At 67.6% G+C, this 19,162-nt stretch carries 21 protein-coding genes and 1 riboswitch; of the genes, 15 read left to right on the top strand and 6 right to left on the bottom strand.

Features of this window, described 5'->3' with window-relative positions:
- Positions 1-26: 26 nt before the first annotated feature.
- Entirely contained in the window at positions 27-2,000 is a 1,974-nt protein-coding gene (locus GGR04_RS09545; protein ID WP_183199623.1) for an acetoacetate--CoA ligase, read from the bottom strand.
- A gap of 159 nt (positions 2,001-2,159) precedes the next feature.
- A riboswitch (TPP riboswitch) is annotated at positions 2,160-2,271 on the top strand.
- A 153-nt stretch (positions 2,272-2,424) separates the two neighbouring features.
- Between GGR04_RS09545 and GGR04_RS09550 the strand changes: the two genes are divergently transcribed.
- From GGR04_RS09550 to GGR04_RS09580, 7 genes are all read left to right on the top strand, one after another.
- Complete coding sequence (locus GGR04_RS09550) at positions 2,425-3,387, top strand: FAD-dependent oxidoreductase (RefSeq protein ID WP_183199624.1); 963 nt, start codon at positions 2,425-2,427, stop codon at positions 3,385-3,387.
- Positions 3,384-3,581 carry a sulfur carrier protein ThiS gene (thiS, locus tag GGR04_RS09555; RefSeq protein ID WP_183199625.1) on the top strand — a complete coding sequence of 66 codons (198 nt, stop codon included), beginning with the start codon at positions 3,384-3,386 and terminating at the stop codon, positions 3,579-3,581. The genes GGR04_RS09550 and thiS overlap by 4 nt, the downstream gene beginning before the upstream one ends.
- 3 nt (positions 3,582-3,584) lie before the next feature.
- Positions 3,585-4,358 carry a thiazole synthase gene (locus GGR04_RS09560; RefSeq protein WP_183199626.1) on the top strand — a complete coding sequence of 258 codons (774 nt, stop codon included), beginning with the start codon at positions 3,585-3,587 and terminating at the stop codon, positions 4,356-4,358.
- Positions 4,355-4,990, top strand: coding sequence for a thiamine phosphate synthase (locus GGR04_RS09565; protein ID WP_183199627.1), 636 nt, complete (start codon positions 4,355-4,357; stop codon positions 4,988-4,990). The genes GGR04_RS09560 and GGR04_RS09565 overlap by 4 nt, the downstream gene beginning before the upstream one ends.
- Before the next feature lie 111 nt (positions 4,991-5,101).
- Positions 5,102-5,818, top strand: coding sequence for a GntR family transcriptional regulator (locus GGR04_RS09570; RefSeq protein WP_183199628.1), 717 nt, complete (start codon positions 5,102-5,104; stop codon positions 5,816-5,818).
- Positions 5,819-6,058: 240 nt separating this feature from the next.
- A complete protein-coding gene (locus tag GGR04_RS09575; RefSeq protein ID WP_183199629.1) occupies positions 6,059-7,348 on the top strand; it encodes a hypothetical protein in 1,290 nt (429 codons plus the stop codon).
- 4 nt (positions 7,349-7,352) lie between these two features.
- The gene (locus tag GGR04_RS09580) at positions 7,353-8,201 is read left to right on the top strand and encodes a COG3904 family protein (RefSeq protein ID WP_183199630.1); all 849 of its coding nucleotides are present in this window, start codon (positions 7,353-7,355) and stop codon (positions 8,199-8,201) included.
- A 27-nt stretch (positions 8,202-8,228) separates the two neighbouring features.
- On the opposite strand, the gene GGR04_RS09585 is transcribed toward GGR04_RS09580, so the two are convergent.
- Positions 8,229-9,188: an alpha/beta fold hydrolase gene (locus GGR04_RS09585; RefSeq protein ID WP_210291724.1), complete on the bottom strand. Its 960-nt coding sequence runs from the start codon at positions 9,186-9,188 to the stop codon at positions 8,229-8,231.
- Positions 9,189-9,214: 26 nt separating this feature from the next.
- Between GGR04_RS09585 and GGR04_RS09590 the strand changes: the two genes are divergently transcribed.
- Complete coding sequence (locus GGR04_RS09590) at positions 9,215-10,279, top strand: ribonuclease T2 family protein (RefSeq protein WP_183199631.1); 1,065 nt, start codon at positions 9,215-9,217, stop codon at positions 10,277-10,279.
- Positions 10,280-10,289: 10 nt separating this feature from the next.
- Here the strand turns inward: GGR04_RS09590 and GGR04_RS09595 are convergent, their stop codons facing one another.
- Positions 10,290-10,586 (bottom strand): Dabb family protein, encoded by a 297-nt coding sequence (locus GGR04_RS09595; protein ID WP_183199632.1) that lies wholly within the window; start codon positions 10,584-10,586, stop codon positions 10,290-10,292.
- Between the two features lie 349 nt (positions 10,587-10,935).
- On the opposite strand from GGR04_RS09595, the gene ettA reads away from it, so the two are divergent.
- From ettA to GGR04_RS09620, 5 genes are all read left to right on the top strand, one after another.
- Positions 10,936-12,585 (top strand): energy-dependent translational throttle protein EttA, encoded by a 1,650-nt coding sequence (gene ettA / locus GGR04_RS09600; protein ID WP_183199633.1) that lies wholly within the window; start codon positions 10,936-10,938, stop codon positions 12,583-12,585.
- Positions 12,586-12,750: 165 nt separating this feature from the next.
- Positions 12,751-14,220 carry a sensor histidine kinase gene (locus tag GGR04_RS09605; protein ID WP_183199634.1) on the top strand — a complete coding sequence of 490 codons (1,470 nt, stop codon included), beginning with the start codon at positions 12,751-12,753 and terminating at the stop codon, positions 14,218-14,220.
- On the top strand, positions 14,213-14,593 hold the full coding sequence (locus tag GGR04_RS09610; protein WP_183199635.1) for a response regulator: 381 nt from the start codon (positions 14,213-14,215) through the stop codon (positions 14,591-14,593). Before GGR04_RS09605 ends, GGR04_RS09610 begins: the two co-directional genes overlap by 8 nt.
- A gap of 103 nt (positions 14,594-14,696) precedes the next feature.
- Positions 14,697-15,347 (top strand): DedA family protein, encoded by a 651-nt coding sequence (locus GGR04_RS09615; RefSeq protein WP_183199636.1) that lies wholly within the window; start codon positions 14,697-14,699, stop codon positions 15,345-15,347.
- Positions 15,340-15,933: an MOSC domain-containing protein gene (locus tag GGR04_RS09620; protein ID WP_183199637.1), complete on the top strand. Its 594-nt coding sequence runs from the start codon at positions 15,340-15,342 to the stop codon at positions 15,931-15,933. The genes GGR04_RS09615 and GGR04_RS09620 overlap by 8 nt, the downstream gene beginning before the upstream one ends.
- A gap of 3 nt (positions 15,934-15,936) precedes the next feature.
- On the opposite strand, the gene GGR04_RS09625 is transcribed toward GGR04_RS09620, so the two are convergent.
- Together GGR04_RS09625 and tsaA are read right to left on the bottom strand one after the other, a co-directional pair.
- The gene (locus GGR04_RS09625; protein ID WP_183199638.1) at positions 15,937-16,317 is read right to left on the bottom strand and encodes a DUF2293 domain-containing protein; all 381 of its coding nucleotides are present in this window, start codon (positions 16,315-16,317) and stop codon (positions 15,937-15,939) included.
- 1 nt (position 16,318) lies between these two features.
- Entirely contained in the window at positions 16,319-16,798 is a 480-nt protein-coding gene (tsaA, locus tag GGR04_RS09630; protein WP_183199639.1) for a tRNA (N6-threonylcarbamoyladenosine(37)-N6)-methyltransferase TrmO, read from the bottom strand.
- Between the two features lie 133 nt (positions 16,799-16,931).
- Here tsaA and GGR04_RS09635 point away from each other — a divergent pair, with 133 nt between their 5' ends.
- The gene (locus tag GGR04_RS09635) at positions 16,932-17,933 is read left to right on the top strand and encodes an ArsR/SmtB family transcription factor (protein WP_183199640.1); all 1,002 of its coding nucleotides are present in this window, start codon (positions 16,932-16,934) and stop codon (positions 17,931-17,933) included.
- Positions 17,934-17,945: 12 nt separating this feature from the next.
- The gene (metF, locus tag GGR04_RS09640) at positions 17,946-18,857 is read left to right on the top strand and encodes a methylenetetrahydrofolate reductase [NAD(P)H] (RefSeq protein ID WP_183199641.1); all 912 of its coding nucleotides are present in this window, start codon (positions 17,946-17,948) and stop codon (positions 18,855-18,857) included.
- A 70-nt stretch (positions 18,858-18,927) separates the two neighbouring features.
- On the opposite strand, the gene GGR04_RS24280 is transcribed toward metF, so the two are convergent.
- Complete coding sequence (locus tag GGR04_RS24280) at positions 18,928-19,050, bottom strand: hypothetical protein (protein ID WP_281383067.1); 123 nt, start codon at positions 19,048-19,050, stop codon at positions 18,928-18,930.
- Positions 19,051-19,162: the final 112 nt, after the last annotated feature.

Genomic DNA, 19,162 nt, shown 5'->3' on the forward strand with positions numbered 1-19,162 from the left:
AAAGAGTGGCGTCTCGTCTCGCTCCGCTAGATTTCGAGCGCGGAAAGGTCGCGGTAGAGATCGAGCGCCTCCGGGTTGGCCAGTGCCTCCTTGTTCTTCACCTCCCGCCCATGCACGACGTCGCGCACCGCCAGTTCGACGATCTTTCCCGACTTGGTGCGAGGAATGTCGGAGACGGCGACGATGCGGGCGGGAACGTGGCGCGGCGTCGCTCCCTGGCGAACCTTCTGGCGAATGGTTCGCTCGAGGGCTTCGTCCAGAACCGTGCCCGGCTGCAAGCGCACGAACAGGACGACGCGCACGTCGCCTTCGAAATCCTGTCCGATGGCGATGGCTTCCAGCACCTCCGGCACCGCTTCCACTTGCGCGTAGATCTCGGCGGTGCCGATGCGCACGCCGCCGGGGTTGAGCGTCGCGTCCGATCGCCCATGGATCACGAGGCCGCCGTGTTCGGTGGTTTCCGCGAAGTCGCCATGGCACCAGATCCCGGCGAACCGGTCGAAATAGGCGGCGTGGTATCGCGAGCCATCTGGATCGGCGAAGAAGCCGAGCGGCATGGCGGGGAAGGGTTGCGTGCAGACGAGCTCACCCTTCTCGCCCACGGCGACCGAGCGGCCTTCGTCGTTCCAGACCTCCACCGCGAGCCCGAGGCCCGGCCCCTGGATCTCGCCGCGCCAGACCGGCCGGGTGGGATCGCCGAGCACGAAGCAGGAGACGATGTCCGTGCCCCCCGAGATCGAGGCGAGATGCAGGTCGCGCTTGATCGCATCGTAGACGAAGTCGAAGCTCTCCGCGACGAGCGGCGAGCCGGTGGACATCATCGCACGCAGCGGGGTCAGATCGTGTGTTTCGGCCGGTCGCAAGCCTGCCTTCTTCACCGCGTCGATGAACTTCGCCGACGTGCCGAAATGCGTCATGCGCTCGCCCTGCGCATAGTCGAACAGGGCGGCGGGACCGGGATGGAAGGGCGAGCCGTCGTAGAGCAGCAGCGTGGCGCCGCGTGCCAGACCCGAGACCAGCCAGTTCCACATCATCCAGCCGAGCGTCGTGAAGTAGAAGAGCCGGTCTCCGGCGTTCACGTCGGTGTGGAGCGCGTGTTCCTTCAGGTGCTGCAGCAGCACGCCGCCGGCGCGATGGACGATGCATTTCGGCGCGCCGGTGGTGCCGGAAGAGAAGAGCACGAAGAGCGGGTGATCGAACGGCATCCGCTCGAAGACGAGGGGCGCGGGAGCATGGTCGGCGACGAAGCGCGCGTAGGAGACGGCGCGCCCCGCCGGCAACCCTGCCGCGACCGCATCGGCCTCGCCGAGATAGTCGGCGACGACGATGCGCTGGACGCCGGGAAGCGCCGCCGCGATTTCGGCCAGCTTCTCGCCGAGCGCGATGCGCTTGCCGGCGTACCAGTAGCCGTCCACCGTCACGAGGAGTTTGGGCTCGATCTGGCCGAAGCGGTCGAGCACGCCGCGCACGCCGAAGTCGGGCGAGGCGGACGACCAGACGGCGCCGAGCGAGACCGCCGCGAGCATCGCGGCGACCGCCTCCGGCACGTTGGGCAGAAGCCCCGCCACGCGGTCTCCCGTCTTGATGCCGGCCGCACGCATGGCCTGCTGCAGCCTCGACACCTCGGCGCGAAGCTCGGCCCAACTCCAGCGCCGCTCCACCTGGTCTTCGCCGCGAAAGACGAGGGCGTCGTCGGTGCCCACGACGCCCTCGACGGGGCGTAGCAGGTTCTCGGCGAAGTTCAGGCGGGCGTCGGGAAAGAACCGTGCGCCGGGCATCCGGTCGCCGTCAACAAGCAGCCGATCGCCCTTCTCGCCGATGACCTCGAACTCGTCCCAGATCGCGTCCCAAAAGGCCGCGGGCTCGGCGACGGACCAGGCGTGGAGCGCCGGCGTGTCTTCGAAGACCCGTCCGGCCCGCTTGCTCGCCCGGTTGCGGAAACGCGCCATGGCCGTGCCCGCGGCGCGATCGGGCGAGGGGGTCCACAGGGGCTGGCTCATCGATGCTGTCTCCGGCGCGTCGCGATCGTCCCTTGCGGGGCGGGCGCACGATAGCGATGCGGCCCGTCGCTGTCGTCGGGTGACGCGGCGATTTTTGCCGGCGCGGGGGACAGGGGCGTTGTGCCGTTGACAGGGGCAGGCGAAGGCTTACTTTCGAAGGTGAAATCCAGGGGGAGTTCCGCCGAGGGAACTGAGAGGCCGACGATGCGCGCGGCGACCCCAAGAACCTGATCCAGTTCGCACTGGCGTAGGGATGGAGTGTCTGCTCCCCGCTGTCGTCGCGCCGATTCGCGACCGCTTTGCGACGGAGCGGAACGACCGGTGCGAGCGCACCGCATTCTCCTCCCGGTCCCGTGCGATTGTGAAGCTGCCGGAGACGCCGCATGCCTCGCCCCGCTCGATGCCCATCTGCCGGCTGCGGCGCATGACGATCCACGTTCTCGGAGCGGGGGTCGCGGGGCTGACGACGGCGTTTCGTCTGGCGCGCGCCGGGCGCGAGGTGGTGGTGCACGAGGCGGCGTCGGCGCTCGGGGGGCAGGCGGCTTCCTGGCTCGCCGGCGGCATGCTGGCGCCGCATTGCGAGGCGGCGACCGCCGATCCCTCCATCGTCGCGCCGGGGCTGGAGGGCATCGCGTTCTGGAAGGAAGCGACCGACGTCGAGGCCTGCGGGACGCTGGTGCTGGCAGGCGCGCGCGACGCCGGTGATCTCCGCCAGTTCGCCGCCCGCACGAGCGGGCACGAGACGCTGGACGCCGACGCCATCGCCGCCCTCGAACCGGACCTCGCCGGTCGGTTCCGCGCCGGTCTGTTCTACCGCGACGAGTGCCATCTCGATCCGCGCCGGGCGATGCAGTCGCTGGCGCGCGGCATCCGCGAGGCCGGCGGCACGATCCTCTATGCTTCCGTCGCGGAGGCCGAAACGTTCGCCGGCGAGACTGTGGTCGACTGTCGCGGGCTTCGCTCGAACGCGGGCGACCTGCGGGCCGTGCGCGGCGAGATGGTCCTCTTGCGAAGCCGCGAGGTCGCGCTGTCGCGCCCCGTCCGCCTGCTCCATCCGCGCTCGCCGATCTACGTCGTGCCCCGCGAGGACGGGATCTTCATGGTGGGAGCGACGATGATCGAAAGCGACCGGTCCGGCCCGATCACGCTGCGCTCTGCCGTCGAACTGCTGTCGGCCGCCTATGCGCTGCACCCCGCCTTCGCTGAGGCGGAGGTGGTGGAGACCGGCGCCGCCTGCCGCCCCGCCTTTCCCGACAATCTGCCCCGCGTCGAGCGGCAGGGGCGGGTCGTCACCTTCACCGGACTGTTTCGCCATGGCTTCCTGCTCTCGCCGGCCTTCTCGGCCGAGGCGGCAGCGATAGCGGCCGAGATCGAGGACGCATCATGATCATTCGACTGAACGGGGAACCGCGCGAGGTCGCGGCCACGACGCTGGCGGCGCTCGTCACCGAACTGGACCTGCCAGGCGAGGCGGTGGCGACCGCGCTCAATCGCGAGTTCGTGCCGCGCGGCGAGCGACCGGACACGGCGATCGGTGAGGGCGACGTCGTGGAGATCCTGTCGCCGATGCAGGGAGGCTGAACGATGGACATCTACGGACGCCGCTACGAATCGCGGATGATGCTGGGAACGGCGCTCTATCCCTCGCCCGCCGTGATGCGTGCGGCGGTCTCGGCCTCGGGCGCGGCGCTCGTCACCGTGTCGCTGCGACGCGAGCAGGCACGCCCCGGCGGCGGATCGCCGGGCTTCTGGAGCGAGATCCGCGAACTCGGCGCCGATTTCCTGCCCAACACCGCGGGCTGCCACAGCGCGCGCGAAGCCGTGACCACGGCGCGGATGGGTCGCGAGCTTCTCGGCACCGATCTCGTCAAGCTGGAGGTCATCGGCCACGCCGACACGCTGCAGCCCGACGTCTTCGCGCTGGTCGAGGCCGCCCGCATCCTCTCCGACGAGGGCTTCCATGTGCTGCCCTACACGACCGAGGATCTCGTGGTGGCCGAACGGCTGGTGGAGGCCGGCTGCCGGGTGCTGATGCCCTGGGCCTCGCCCATCGGATCCGGCCTCGGCTTGAACAACCGCTACGGCCTGCGCTCGCTGCGCGCGCATTTTCCCGATACGACGCTGATCGTCGATGCTGGGCTCGGGCGGCCGAGCCATGCGGCCGAGGCGATGGAACTCGGCTACGATGGCGTGCTCCTGAACACCGCGGTGGCGAGCGCCGGCGATCCCGTCGCCATGGCCCGTGCCTTCCGGCTGGCGGTGGAGGCGGGGCGGCTCGGCTTCGAGGCCGGCGCGATGGAGCCACGCGACATGGCCGCGCCGTCGAGCCCGGTCTTCGGACGGGCGGTGCTCGCATGACCGCAACAAGCGCCGCCGCGGCGTTCGATCCGTTCTATCTCGTGCTTCCCGACGCCGACTGGATCGACCGGCTGGTCCCTCTCGGCCTGCGCCTCGTGCAGTTGCGAGCCAAGTCCGATGACGATGCGCACCTGCGGAGCGAGATCCGCCGGGCCCGCGACGTTTGCTCGCGCCATGGTTGCACTTTGGTGGTCAACGACCACTGGCGGCTCGCGATCGAGGAGGGCGCGGACACGCTTCATCTCGGGCAGGAGGATCTGGAGACCGCCGATCTTGCCTCCATTCGGGGCGCGGGGCTTCGTCTCGGCCTTTCGACTCACGACGAGGCCGAACTCGAAACGGCGCTGCGGGCCGAGCCGGACTATGTCGCACTTGGTCCGATCTGGCCGACGATCCTCAAGGTGATGCCCTGGGCACCCCAGACACCGGCCCGCTTAGCCACTTGGCGCCGGCGGATCGGCGCGTTGCCGCTGGTCGCGATCGGCGGCCTCACAGTTGCGCGCGCCCCAGAAGTCTTCGCGGCCGGCGCCGACATTGCCGCCGTGGTGACCGACGTGACCCTGGCGTCCGATCCCGAGGGCCGGGTGCGCGACTGGCTTGCGGCGACGCACATCGACCGTTGTGATCGCTGACCAGCGCTCTCGACCAAAGGTTGTAAAAAACCCCGTCTCTGGGTTGCATTGGTTATACAACCCAGAGTATATTTCCGCATCTTCCAAAGGATGTGAGACAGGGGAACGTCGATGTCGCTCGCCAAATCGTTCAATACGAGACCCCTCTACCAGCAGGTCGCCGACGAGTTCGTCTCGCGCATCGTCTCGCGCCGTTGGGCCCCGGGCCAGTCGATCGAGAACGAGGCGGACATCGCCCGCTCGCTCGGCATCAGCCTGGGAACGGTGCGCAAGGCCTTCGACATCCTCACCGAGCGCAAGCTCCTCGAACGGCACCAAGGCAAGGGAACCGTGGTCGCCGATTTCGAGGGATCGAAGATGCGCAGCCGCTTCTCCAGCATCTTCGACCGCTCGGGCCACCGCATCTCCGGCGAGATCGAATTGGCCAACGTCGTGCTCGACATGGCGAGGCCGGCGGCGACGGAAGCCCTTCAGGTCAACGCACGGACCCCGGTGCTCCAGTTCGAGCGTCGCCGAACCCATCTCGGCCGGGTGTTCATGACGGAGGAGGTGTTCCTGCGCGTCGATGCCAGCGTGCGGCAGATGGCGCAGGCCGACCTCGAAGCCGTCGCCTCCGCCCGCTGGACGGGGCAGGATCTCGCGACCCACAAGGCCGAGAAGCTGACGGCGGAGATGGCGACCGCCGCCGATCGGCGCAATTTCAAGCTGGCGGAAGGCGCCGCCGTGGTCTGCCTGACCCGCGTCATCTGCTCCTATCAGGACCGCCCGCTCGAACTGCGGTACGCCCGTTGCCATCTCGGGTCCGATCTCGTCTACGGCACCGAATAGAACGGACGCCGTAGGAGGCGCGGCGAGTCTCCAGGCCTGCTGCGGGAACACTTGGTGGTCGCAGCCTCCGGCGCGACGTATCGAGCAGGGCGCATTCCCACAGCGGCTCGCCGGCCGCCCGCATCACGAGCCGTTGATGCTGGGAGCATGGATGGCCTACGGCCCCGATCGGCCTTAATCCCCAGCTAACGCATCGGTGCCGGCTTCCCGTCGGCTCGTGTCCAGTGTCGCGGGGAGCCCATGGCCGCATCGCATTCCTACACGCTTCGCGGCCAGATCGCGCGGCTCGAACTGACGACGCGCATGACACTGGCCATCCTCGCCACGGCCAGCGGCGTCTTCACCTATCTCGGCGTTCGCGAGCTGCTCGACGGCGACGCCACCACCGTCTTCTTCGGCGCCGTCATCTACTCCGTCTCGGTCTCGGTCGGCATCTACGCGTTCTGGACCTATCTCATGCGGATCATGCCGCATGTGCGCCGGCCGGCCGGGCGGCGGATGCTCTACCTCGCGATGGCGCTGGGGGCGGGCATGATCATGGCGATGTCGGCCTGGCTCAACGCCGCCGCGCTCGCCGGTGCCGCCGCGCTCGAACAGCACATGTCGGTGACCACCGAGGCCTACCAGGGCAAGCTCAACGAGGCCCACGAGAACGCGCTCGCCGCGCAGAGCCTGCTGCCCGACATCCAGCTCGCGTCGCAACGCTTCGCGCGCCTCGCCGACGAGGAGCGCTCGTCCGGCGCGCTGACGGGCACGTCCGGCTCGGGTACGGTGGTCCAGCTGCTCTCGCAGATGTCGACGCAGCTCGCGGGCCTGCAGAGCGAGATCGAGTCGTCGCGCACCGCCGTCAGCGCGCTGTTCAAGGACGGCGGCGAGCGGCTCGGGGAGATGCGCCGGCTGGTGGCCGCCGAGGGCAGCGTGAAGCCGCGCCTCACCGACTACGGGGCGCAGGCCACCGAACTCGCGGGCATCATCGGCTCGCTGCAGCAGACCTCCGTCGCCCCTGCCGTGCGCCGCGCCGCCGAAGACTTGGGTCGCACCTTCATCGCGCCGGCCGCAGACGGAACGGACGTCGCGCTGCAGGATCGCCAGACCGCGGTGGTGGGCCAGGTCGAGGCGGTGGTGCGCCAGCAGAGCGCGGCGCTGGCCGCCGCGGCCGACGCCATTCTCGAACGGCCGCGGGTCGAGACCGTGCGCTTCCTGCCGCTCTCGGCGCCCGAGGCGGTGGTGATGTATGCCCGCGACTTCCTGCCGTCCTGGGCCGGGGCGATCTCGATCGACCTGATGCCGGCGGTGCTCGTCTTCATCCTCTGCATCGTGCAGGACCAGATCCGACGCGAGGAGGGCGAGGAGGACAGCGAGATCGGCGACATGAGCGCGGTCGACATGCTGCGCGCCATGCGTCTGCAACGCCGGCTGATGGCGGAAGGCGGCCACGCGTTGCCGGTCGAGCCGGTCGTGGTGGGCGACGAGATCGTCCAGCAGAACGAGCCCGGCGCGGTCGCCTATCCCAAGACCGTGCGGTCCTGACCTCGTGAGCGACGTCCACGAGGCGCCCGGCCGGTGGGAGCGCTGGCTCCTTTCCCGTCCCGACGGCGCAGCCCTCCGCATCGTCTTCCTCGGCGTCGTCGCGCTGGCGGGGACGCTGCTGGCTCAAGACATCCTGCATGTCGCCGGCCGCACCGCCGACGCCGACCGGACACGGCGCACCGAGCCGCTGCCGCTGTCGCGGCCCGTGCCCGGCGACCAGATACGGCCCTATCTGCCGCGCGCGATCCCGGTCGGTCCGGATCGGGGCGTTCCCGTGATTCCCGGCTTCGAAGGGCCGCTCGACACCGACGCCACGGGCCGCCGCATGCGCTTCGTGCGCACCGAGCCGAGCGTGATCGCAGCCGTTGGCCGAATCGATCGCGGCACCGCCGACGATCTGCGGCGCTTCCTCGACGGCGACGGCAAGGGTGCGGCCGCACTGGTGCTTCAGTCGCCCGGCGGTTCGGTCACCGACGCGATCGAAATGGCGCGGCTCCTGCGTGAGCGATCGTTCTCCACGAGCGTGCCGGCCGATGGCTATTGCGCCTCTGCCTGTCCGCTCGTGCTGGCGGGCGGCACGGCGCGCGAAGCCGGCGAGGGCGCCTGGATCGGGGTTCATCAGGTGTATGCGGCGGGCGAGACGCCGACCGGCGCGATGCGCGACCTCGACCGGTCCATCGCCGAGATCCAGTCGACGAGCGCGGCCTGCCAGCAGCTGCTGCTCGACATGGGCGTCGATCCGCAGCTCTGGATCAAGGCGATGCAGACGCCGGCCGCCGAACTCTACGTGCTGACGAGGGACGAACTGGCGAGCTTCCGGGTGGTCGCTGCGCCGCCGACCGAGGGTTCCTGAACGACGCGTCGGCTGTGGTGCGTACGATCAGAGAGCGCCGAACGGCTTCGGCGCCACGGCCGCATGGTGATCGATGAAGCCCATGAGCTCGCGCAGCGCCTCGTCGCGCTGCGGATCGCGTTCGTTCAGCGTCTCGTGGCGGGCGCCCTCGACGATGTGGCAGGTCACGTCGAGACTTCCGGCTTCCTGCAGGCGCACCGCAAGCCTGCGCACCTCGGTGCCGCCCGCCGTGGCGGGATCGTCGGAGCCACCGAGGCAATGGATGGGCAGGCGGCGAGAAATCTTCGCCAGCCGCCCCGGCAGCATCGCGTCGTCGATGAGCGCGAAGAGATCCTCGACCATCGAGATCGTCGGCGTCCAGCCGCAAAGCGGGTCCGCGATGTATCGGTCTACGACCTGCTCGTCGTGGCTCAGCCAGTCGAACGCCGTTCGCCGCGTCGTCATCGACTTACTCCAAATCTCGAAGGTCGCTCGCGCGAACACGGCGCTCGCGACGTCTGAACCCTTCAGCGCCTTCTCCGCCTTCAATGCCGCACGCCCGAGCCGCATCTGCCAGCCGCGCTCGAAACTGGCATTCCACAGCAGCAGGCCCGCGAGCCCTTCGCCATAGGTCTGCGCGTAGTTGAGGGCGAGGTGTGCGCCCATCGAGTGCCCGAGCACGAAGACCGGGCAGCCGGGATGCTCGGCCTCCGCACGCTGGCGAACGGCATGGACGTCGCGTGTCAGCTTGGCCGGGCCGCCCTTTCCGGCAAATCGCCGAAGCGGCGCGTCGATCGCTGTAGTGGACCCGTGTCCGCGGTGATCGTGGACGTAGACGGCGAGGCCACCCCGCGCCAGTTCCAAGGCGAGCGATCGGTGGCGTCCGGCATGTTCGGCGAGCCCGTGCAGGACGAGAAGCACCGCGCGCGCTGGTCGTTCCGGCTCGGTCCGATAGGTTTGGAGGGCGGCCCCCGTCGGGCTGTCGATGAGGAAGGAGCGCTCGGACAATGGCGAAACGATCGGCTGGAGTTCGAATGCGGCAGAAGCTGGGGCGCTCAAACGAAAGCTCAATCACCCGGCGCTCGATCCTCGGGCGGGTCGGGCGCCTTGGTCCCACCGCCGCCTTGCTGTCGCTCGCGACGCTGAATGCGGTATCGGCGCAGGTGCCGATGAGCGGCACGTTCACGGCCGAGGCCAGCTGCTTCGCGACGTCGTCCTTGCGGCCGGATGACAACCCCGGGCGGATCGTCACCGAGCCGGGACGCGGTTACGACCTGTTCGGCCGCAATGCCGTGCCCGGCAGCCATTATCTCATCCGCGTGCCGGGCGCCTCGCCCGAGCGGCGCTGGGTCGCCTATGGCTGCGGACGCGTCGGCGAGGAGAGTTCCTCGGCGGCGAACCGGTCCTATGCGCCGGCTAGCCCCTCGCGAGCCTCGGTGGCGAATGCCATTCGCGGCGACTTCATCCTCGCCGCAAGCTGGCATCCGGCCTTCTGCGAGCTTCGATCCCGCACCCGCGATTGCCGCGAGGGCGGCACGGCGGCCGGCGGCTTCTCGCTGCATGGGCTCTGGCCTCAGCCGCGCGGACGCGAATATTGCGGCGTCTCCGCGAGCATCCGAGCCGCCGACGAGGCCGGAGACTGGCGAGCGCTGCCTGCGGTCGCGCTTTCCACCCAGACCCGCGCCGCGCTGGCGCAGGCGATGCCGGGCGTCGTGTCCGGTCTCGACCGGCACGAATGGTGGACGCACGGAACCTGCTACGGCACGGACGCCGAAACCTACTTCCGCGACGCGCTCGCGCTTCTCGGGGCGCTGAACGCCTCCGACGTCGGTCGGCTCTTCACCTCCTCGGTTGGCGACGAGGTCTCCACCGAGGAGATCCGCGCCGCCTTCGACCGGGCCTTCGGACGCGGCGCCGGCCGGCGCGTTCTCGTCGACTGCGCGAGCGACGACGGCGGGCGTCGCCTCGTGCGCGAATTGCGGATCGCGCTGCGCGGCACCGTCGGTGCGGCGCCGGACCTCGGGCGGCTGGTTCTGGCCGGCGCGCCGCAATCGCGCGGCTGCGCCGGCGGCGTAGTCGATGCCGCGGGCTTCGGTTGAGCCCCAGCGCTCAAGTGCGATCGGGCACCTCGTAGTCCGCGGAATAGCGGATGTCGCGCAGCGGCCGCACGCGCTGCGTGGAGGCCTCGTAAATCGGATCGGCCTTATAGGCATCCAGCGCCGCGTGATCGGCGAACTCGGCATAGACGACGAGATCCACCGCATTGCCCATCGGATCGACGCGGGCGTTCTCGACCACCTCGAAATGGCGATGGTGAACGATGGCACCGAGGGTCTGAAGGCCGGCCTTGATCTCGGGCAGGTCGGCGGAGCGCTTGGCGCTGAAAAAGACGATGTGGCGAATCATGGCGGGCTCCCATCGGGGGTCGTCAGGTCGATCCGGCGGCGCCGAACCCGTTGGAACGGCGGCGATCGACCGTTCGGGTCGAGGCTTTGCCGAACGGAAAGGCCCGCCGGCGGGCTCCGTTAGCACGGCGGGGCGCAAAGATCGCCGGTGTGCGAGCGCGGCGGATATGCTTTCGGCAAGGGGCAAGGGCGGCCTGTCGAACGCCGGAAGGCAGCGGCGCGTCGCGGCGCCGTCCGGCCGACGAGATGGGCAGGCGCGACGATTTCGCCCGGCTTTGTTGCTCATCGCAGGCTCTTGGCTTACCTGTGCCGCAACTCAACCGACCTCTACCTGCGGAGACGCGCGCTCGATGGCTCGCCAGTTCATCTATCACATGGCCGACCTCACCAAGGCCTACGGCAACAAGAAGGTTCTGGAGAACATTCACCTGTCGTTCTACCCGAATGCCAAGATCGGCATTCTCGGACCGAACGGCGCCGGCAAGTCGACCCTCCTGAAGATCATGGCGGGCGTCGATACCGAATTCACCGGCGAGGCTTGGGCCGCCGAGGGCGCCACCGTCGGCTATCTGGCGCAGGAGCCCAAGCTCCAGGAAGACAAGACCGTGTTCGAGAACGTGATGGAGGGGGTCGCCGACAAGCAGGCGATCCTCGACCGCTACAACGAACTGATGATGAACTATTCGGACGACACGGCCGAAGAGGGCGCCAAGCTGCAGGACGCGATCGACGCCCAGAACCTCTGGGATCTCGAAAGCCAGGTCGAGATGGCGATGGACGCCCTGCGCTGTCCGCCGAAGGACGCCGTGGTCGGGCCGCTCTCGGGCGGTGAGAAGCGCCGCGTTGCACTGTGCAAGCTGCTGCTGTCGAAGCCCGACATTCTGCTGCTCGACGAGCCGACCAACCATCTCGACGCCGAGACGATCGCCTGGCTGGAAAAGCACCTGCGCGAATACGAGGGCGCCGTGCTGATGATCACCCACGATCGCTACTTCCTCGACAACGTGACCGGCTGGATCCTCGAGCTCGATCGCGGGCGTGGCCTGCCCTACGAGGGCAACTACTCCTCCTATCTGGAGAAGAAGGCCAAGCGTCTGACGCAGGAGGGCCGCGAGGAGGATTCTCGCATGCGGGCACTCTCGCGCGAGCGCGAGTGGATGCTGCAGGGGGCGAAGGCTCGCCAGACCAAGTCGAAAGCGCGCATCAAGGCCTATAACGAGCTCGTGGAACTCGCCGATCAGCGCAAGCCCGCCGACGGCAAGATCGTCATTCCCACCGGCGAGCGCCTCGGCCAGAAGGTGATCGAGGTCGAGAACCTGACGAAGAGCTACGGGGATCGCGTTCTCATTGAGAACCTGACGTTCAAGCTGCCGGCCGGCGGCATCGTCGGCATCATCGGGCCGAACGGCGCGGGCAAGTCCACTCTCTTCAAGATGCTGACGGGCCAGGAGACGCCGGACTCGGGCGAGGTCAAGATCGGCGAGACCGTCGATCTCGGCTATGTCGACCAGAGCCGCGACCACCTGAACCCCGACAAGAACGTCTGGGAGGAGGTGACCGGCGGCGTCGACATCATGAAGCTCGGCAAGTACGAGATGAACTCGCGCGCCTATGTCGGCAACTTCAACTTCAAGGGCCCCGACCAGCAGCAGAAGGTCGGGACGCTCTCCGGCGGCCAGCGCAACCGCGTGCATCTGGCCAAGATGCTGAAGACCGGATCGAACGTCATCCTGCTCGACGAGCCCACCAACGATCTCGACACCGAGACGCTGGCGGCCTTGGAGGACGCGCTGGAGGAATACGCGGGCTGCGCCGTGGTGATCAGCCACGATCGCATGTTCCTCGATCGGCTGGCGACGCACATCCTGGCCTTCGAGGGCGACAGCCATGTCGAATGGTTCGAGGGCAATTTCGAGGATTACGAGCAGGACAAGATCCGGCGCCTCGGCCCGGACTCGGTCAACCCCAAGCGCCCGACCTACAAGCGACTGACGCGCTGAACTTCGAGCGGGACGGTTCACGGAACCGTGATACTTCCCGCTTGGGTCCGCGCTCCTATGATGGAACTGACGTCGCAGTCGAAGACGGCGCCTCGTCGGACGCCCTCCGCCGAGTAGCGGGTGGCCCCTCGAAGGGCCGCCCATGTGAATCAAGCAGGGGCATTGATGGATCGCATCAGCTTCCACCAGTTGTTTTCCGCTCTTCCCAGCCCGCACATGATCGTCGATCGCGATCTCATCTTCTCGGCCGTCAATCGCGCCTACGAGGAGGTGACCATGCAGACGGGGGAGAACCTCGTCGGGCGAAATCTCTTCGATGCCTTCCCCAACGACGGGGAGAGCGGTCGCCGGGTCCGCAGTTCGCTCGATCGGGTCTTCCAGACGGCGGAGCCCGATACGCTGGCCTATGTGGAGTACGAGATCCCCATCGCCGGCGATCCGAAGGGTGGGTTCGAGACGCGGTACTGGACCGCGGTACACACGCCGCTTCTGGACGAGCGCGGCGAGGTCGCGTTCGTTCTGCAAAACACCGTCGACATTACCGAAATGGTGCGACTGCGGGCGGCGGCGTCCTTGCCGTTCCAGGCCTTTCCCGGCGAACTGGAACTCGTGCAGCGGGCGCGCGAGGCGGAAGAGGCCTATCAGGACACGCTCAAACAGACCGACGAGTTCCGTCGGATCTTCGATCAGGCGCCGGGCATGGTGGCGCTGCTCCAAGGCCCGCGGCACATCTTCACCTTCGCCAACGAGGCCTATCGCACCTTCGTCGGCGGGCGCGAGATCCTCGGACTGTCCCTCGTGCAGGCCTTGCCCGAGATCAAGGGGCAGGGGATCGAAGCAGCCTTCGACGACGTGTATCGTACCGGGAAGGCGCGGATCGCCCATGACCAGCGCGTGCTCATTGCGGATGCAGGCGGCACTTTGCGCGAGGCTTTCGTCGATTTCTCCTATCATCCGATCCGCACTCGCGACGGCGAGATTTCCGGCATCTTCGTGCAGAGCTATGACCGCACGCAGAGCGTTCGTGCGCTCCAGCAGCAGCGGCTGCTGATCGACGAGCTCAATCACCGCGTGAAGAACACGCTCTCCACCGTGCAGTCGCTGGCGCGTCGCTCGTTCCGCACCAACGAGGACCGGGAGGACGCCCGCCGTGTCTTCGAGGCGCGCATTCTCGCGCTGTCCAACGCGCACAACCTGCTCAGCGAGCAGCGCTGGGAGTCGGCGGATCTGCGCACGATCCTGCAGCTCGAGCTCGGCGCCTTCGGCGACGAACGCTTCGTGGTCGACGGACCCTCGATTCCCTTGACGCCGCGGGCCGCGATCGCGCTGGCGATGGTGTTTCACGAACTGGCCTCGAACGCGGTGAAGTATGGCGGCCTCTCGCAGGCCGGCGGGGGGCTCTCGATCCATTGGAAGGTGACCGATGGGCGGCTCGTCTTCCAGTGGGAGGAGACGGGGCTGCCCGGCGACGCGCAGGAGCCGAGGCCGGGCTTCGGCATGCGGATGCTGGAGCGTATCGTCACCGGCGAACTCGAAGGCAATCTGATGGTTGACTTCCGTGCCGATCGGCTCACTTGGCGTTTCGACATCAAGCGCACGGAAGTCGAGGACATGGGCCGATCGGATGATGACTGAGCAGCCATCCTGCGCAGGCCTGCGGATCTTCGCCGTGGAGGACGAGAGCCTCGTGGCGATGCAGCTCGAGGACATTCTGGCCGATCTCGGATGCGAGATCGTCGGGCTGGCGATGCGGGTGCCGCGTGCTCTCGCGATGCTTGATGGTTCGCCGAAGATCGATGCTGCCGTCCTCGACATGAACATCGCCGGCGAGAAGGTCTATCCGGTGGCCGAGCGCCTACGTGACGGAGGCGTGCCCATCATCTTCGCGACCGGCTACGGCGTCAGCGGGATCGCCGAAGAGTGGCGGTCCTGGCCGATTCTCCAGAAGCCCTATACCGGCGATCAGGTCGAAAGCGCCTTGATGCGCGCCCTGTCGCTGCATCGATGACCGCCCGAGGTCGATCGGTCGTCCCGGCGAGGTGACGGAGCGGCCTTCACCTGCTAGGCGCTTCCCCGACGTTTCCTCTCCCATCGAAGGGCCGCATTCCCGCATGGATCAATTCGTTCAAGGCCTGATGGAGAATTTCGGGGTGTTCGGGATCGCCCTCCTGATGTTCCTCGAAAACATCTTCCCGCCGATCCCCTCCGAGATCATCATGCCGCTGGCCGGCTATCAGGCGGCGACCGGCCAGATGTCGATGGTGGCGGTGATTCTGGCGGGAACGGCCGGTTCGCTCCTCGGCATCCTGCCCTGGTACTATCTCGGCCTTCTCGTCGGCGAGGATCGCATCATCCGGCTGGCGGATCGATACGGCCGGTGGATCACCATGTCGGCGGACGACGTGGAGGCCGCCGATCGCTGGTTCCGCAAATATGGTGTTCTGGCAGTCATGCTCGGCCGCCTCGTGCCGACCGTTCGCACGCTCATTTCCGTGCCGGCCGGCCTTTCGCGTATGCCGATCGGCAAGTTTCTCGCATTCTCGGCCATCGGGACCGTGGTCTGGACGGCCGGTCTCGCCTTCGCCGGATATCTGCTGGCGCAGCAATACGAGAAGGTGAACGACTATGTCGGCCCGGTGTCGAACGCGGTCATCCTCATCGTGGTGGTGCTCTACGTCTACCGGGTCGTCACCTTCAAGGCCAAGCCTCGGCGCGTGCCGGTGGACTTGAAGTCCAACGAGCATCCGCATCGCCATGACTGACGGTCTGCAGCCCACGCGCGTTCCTGCACGACGGTTGCTGGCCGAGGTGTCCGGGCTTTTCCGCGCGAGCGGCAAGAGCTTCGTAACCGAACCGGCGGAGCATCTGCCTCTCGGCTTCGACGGCATCGCCGGGGACTTCCACCTCGGCGAAACCCGCCGCACGGGCGGGCGCGAGCCCTGGTATCCACGGGGTACCGAGATCCGCAACGAGCGGCAGCTTTCGATCGTCTCTTCCGCGGAACTTCGCGAGGTCGCGGCGGCGCTGGATCTTCCCGAGATGCGGGCGGAGTGGATCGGCGCCAATCTGGTGCTCGACGGGATCGAGCGGTTGAGCTGGCTTCCGGCGCGAACGCTTCTCTTCTTTGAAGGCGGCGTCACGCTGAAGATCGACGGCGACAACGCGCCCTGCCGCTCGGCGGGCCGCGCCATCGTCGAGCACGGGGGGGCGCGCCCCGAAGTGCAGTTCGAGTTCGTGAAGGCCGCGCGTCATCGCCGCGGGCTCGTCGCCTGGGTCGAGAAGCCCGGCGAGATCCGGCTCGGCGAGCGGCTGGAAGCCAGACTGCCGGAGCAGTGGATCTACGAGTAGTCGTCAGTCCGCATCCGGCCGCTGGCGAAGCGCAGGCGTATCGTCCAGTTCGGTCTCGGCGTCCTCGTCCTCGCCTTCCACCTCGTCCGGCTCGGACACAAGCTGGCGCGTCGACGCCCAATCGTCGAGGACCGCGTTCACGGCGTCGAGCACGAAGAACCGGGCCTCGTCGCGCTCGTAGCCGTCGTCGCGCAACTCGTCATAGTCGGTGTGCTGGTGACGAATGTGGGCGAGGGTGGCGAGCCACACGGCTGCCGCCGGTGTCAGACTTCGCATGTGCCGCGAACCCGCATCGGCGCGGATCGCCTCCGCGTCGAGGAACGGCACGCGGGGGATCAGCAAGGTCAGGTGGCGAGCGATCGCCTTCTGCCGTTCGGTCGCCATCTTACGCTTCCGGCGGGCTATCGACGCTGGCGAAATACGGTTTGATGTCGATGATCGGGGTTCCGTCGAGGAGATCGATCGCGTCGATGGCGAGGACTGCGCCGTCCTGCTCGACGGCCAGTAGACGGACGAGATGCAGCCCAATGGGGTTGGGTCGCACGGGCGAGCGCAGGGCGAAGGTGCTGGTGGGGCGCTCCGCATGACGCGGCATCTGCATCGCGAGGTCGCGTCGCGCCATGTGCAACCAGCTGAGCAGAAAGATCCATGACCCCACCTCCAGCGAGGCGAGGGCGGGCCGAAACGCCTCGTCAATCTCGACACGGGCACCGACGCCGGCCTCACGCGCCGCGCGCAGGTTCTTCGGGCAGTCCGCCCGTGTCGTCCAAGGCGAGCGGACGCGACCCACGAAGACCAGTCTCGCGTCGTCGGCCTCGGCGGGTTCGAAGGCGAGGCGGGTTTCATCGGGGCGGATGTCGGACATCGAATCGTTCATCGCTTGAGGGTAGGCCAATTGGCGGGGCGGTGAAACGCCGGAAGCGGCCAGCCTCGTCTTGCATCTCGGCGGACCGAGATATAAAGATATCTTTATGTGATGGCGAACGAGGGAGGTTTCGTTGCCGGCCTCTTTCGAGCGCACTGTCGATCTGCTGAAGGCGATCGCCGAGCCGACCCGGCTCCGGCTTGTGATCCTGCTGGCCGATCACGATCTCACTGTGTCCGACCTGACATCGATCCTCGGCCAGTCGCAGCCGCGCATCTCGCGCCATCTCAAGCTCCTCGTCGAATCGGGAACGGTGTCACGCCATCAAGAGGGCGCCTGGGCCTATTTCCGCCTTGGCGACGATCCGATGGTGTTGGAACTCGCGCATTCTCTTCGTACCGGCATCGTGGACGAGGACGGTCTTCTGGCGCGTGACCGCGAGCGTCTGGGCGCCGTCCGCGACGAACGCGCCGAACGCGCGTCGAGTTACTTTCGGCGCAATGCCGAGCAATGGGACCGGATCCGCTCTCTCCACATTCCCGATGCCGACGTCGAAGCGGCGATGGACCAGGCGCTCGGCCAGGGTCCGCTCGGCGCGTTCCTCGACATCGGTACGGGAACGGGGCGCCTACTTGAACTGATGGCCCCACGCAGCGATCGTGCGGTCGGCATCGACGCCTCTCGCGAGATGCTGGCGATCGCGCGGGCCAAGCTCGATTCGGCGGGGCTGACGCGTGCGAGCGTGCGGCAAGGCGATGCCTACCGTCTGCCGGTGCCGCGCGGCGCCTTCGATCTGGCGACGCTGCACCAGGTGCTGCACTATCTCGACGATCCCGCTGCGGCGGTGCGCGAGGCCGCGCTCGCGCTGCGACCGGGCGGTCGTCTCGTCATCGTCGATTTCGCGCCGCATCGGCTCGAATTCCTGCGCACCGAGCATGCGCATCTTCGCCTGGGCTTCAGCGACGCCGCTTTGCGAGGGTATGCCGCGTCGGCCGGACTGGAGCTCGAGACCGTCCTCTTCCTGCCGCCGGCGGGCGACCGCCCCGACCTCCTCACCGTCGTGCTCCTCGTCGCCCGCAGACCGCGAGGCCATTCCGAAATGCCGGCATCCAAGCGCCGCACCGAAACCGCCTGAAGGATTGTCGCCATGGCCCAACGCAAGTCGCAGCGGTCTCCGATCCGCGCCTCGTTCGAGTTCTTCCCGCCGAAGACGCCCGCGATGGAGGCGACGCTCTGGACGGCCATTCAGCGGCTGGCGCCGTTGCGGCCCGACTTCGTGTCCGTCACCTACGGGGCTGGCGGCTCGACCCGCGAGCGCACCCACCATACGGTGAAGCGCTTGCTGGCGGAAACCGAGTTGAAGCCTGCGGCGCATCTCACCTGCGTCGATGCCAGCCGCGCGGAGGTGGACGACGTCGTGCGCCAGTACAGCACCACCGGCGTGCGCCATTTCGTGGCGTTGCGCGGCGACGGGCAGGGCGGGGCGGGCGCGGCCTACGAGGCGCATCCCGAGGGGTATCGCAATGCCGTCGATCTCACGGCGGGCATCAAGCGGATCGACCCCGACATCGAGGTGTCGGTCTCCGCTTATCCCGAGAAGCACCCCGAGAGTCCGGATTTCGCCACCGACATCGACCTGCTCAAGCGCAAGGTCGACAACGGCGCGACGCGGGCGATCACCCAGTTCTTCTTCGACAACGACCTCTACGAGCGGTTCGTCGAGCGGGTCCGTCGCGCCGGCATCTACGTGCCGATCGTACCCGGCATCGTGCCGATCCACGACTTCACGAAGATCGCTCGCTTTTCGGCGGCCACCGGCGCCTCGATCCCCGCTTGGCTCGCCGAGCGCTTTCAAGGACTGGAGAGCGATCCGCATACGCATAGCCATGTTGCCGCTGCGGTTTGCGCCGAACAGGTACTCGACCTCGCGGAGCGCGGCATTTCGGACTTCCATTTCTACACGATGAACCGGGCGGACCTCGTCTACTCAATCTGCCATATTCTTGGCTTACGCGGCGAAGCTCCTGCGGAGCCCGTCTCCGAAGCGGCAGCTGCCTGACGGGCTTGCGCCATGAAAAAGGGCCGGTACGACCGGCCCTTGTCATTTCTTGCCGGGCTGTCGGACCCGGTTAGGGGACGATCCCCATGACCATCGCCGCGACGAACACGAAAGCGGAGCCGATCATCACCAGGTTCAGTGAACGAGTGAGTTCCATGGAAGCTGCCTCCTCACGAGATGTTTCAATCTTCATGAATTCTTCAACTTCGTAAAGACGGATTCGTTGCCGTGCTGCGGCGACGAATTGTGGTGTGATCGCGGTTTCTCAGCGAACGCTAGGGCTTAGCGTCATCGCCGTATATTAT

Source organism: Aureimonas pseudogalii (assembly GCF_014196835.1).
Classification (GTDB): Bacteria; Pseudomonadota; Alphaproteobacteria; order Rhizobiales; family Rhizobiaceae; genus Aureimonas; species Aureimonas pseudogalii.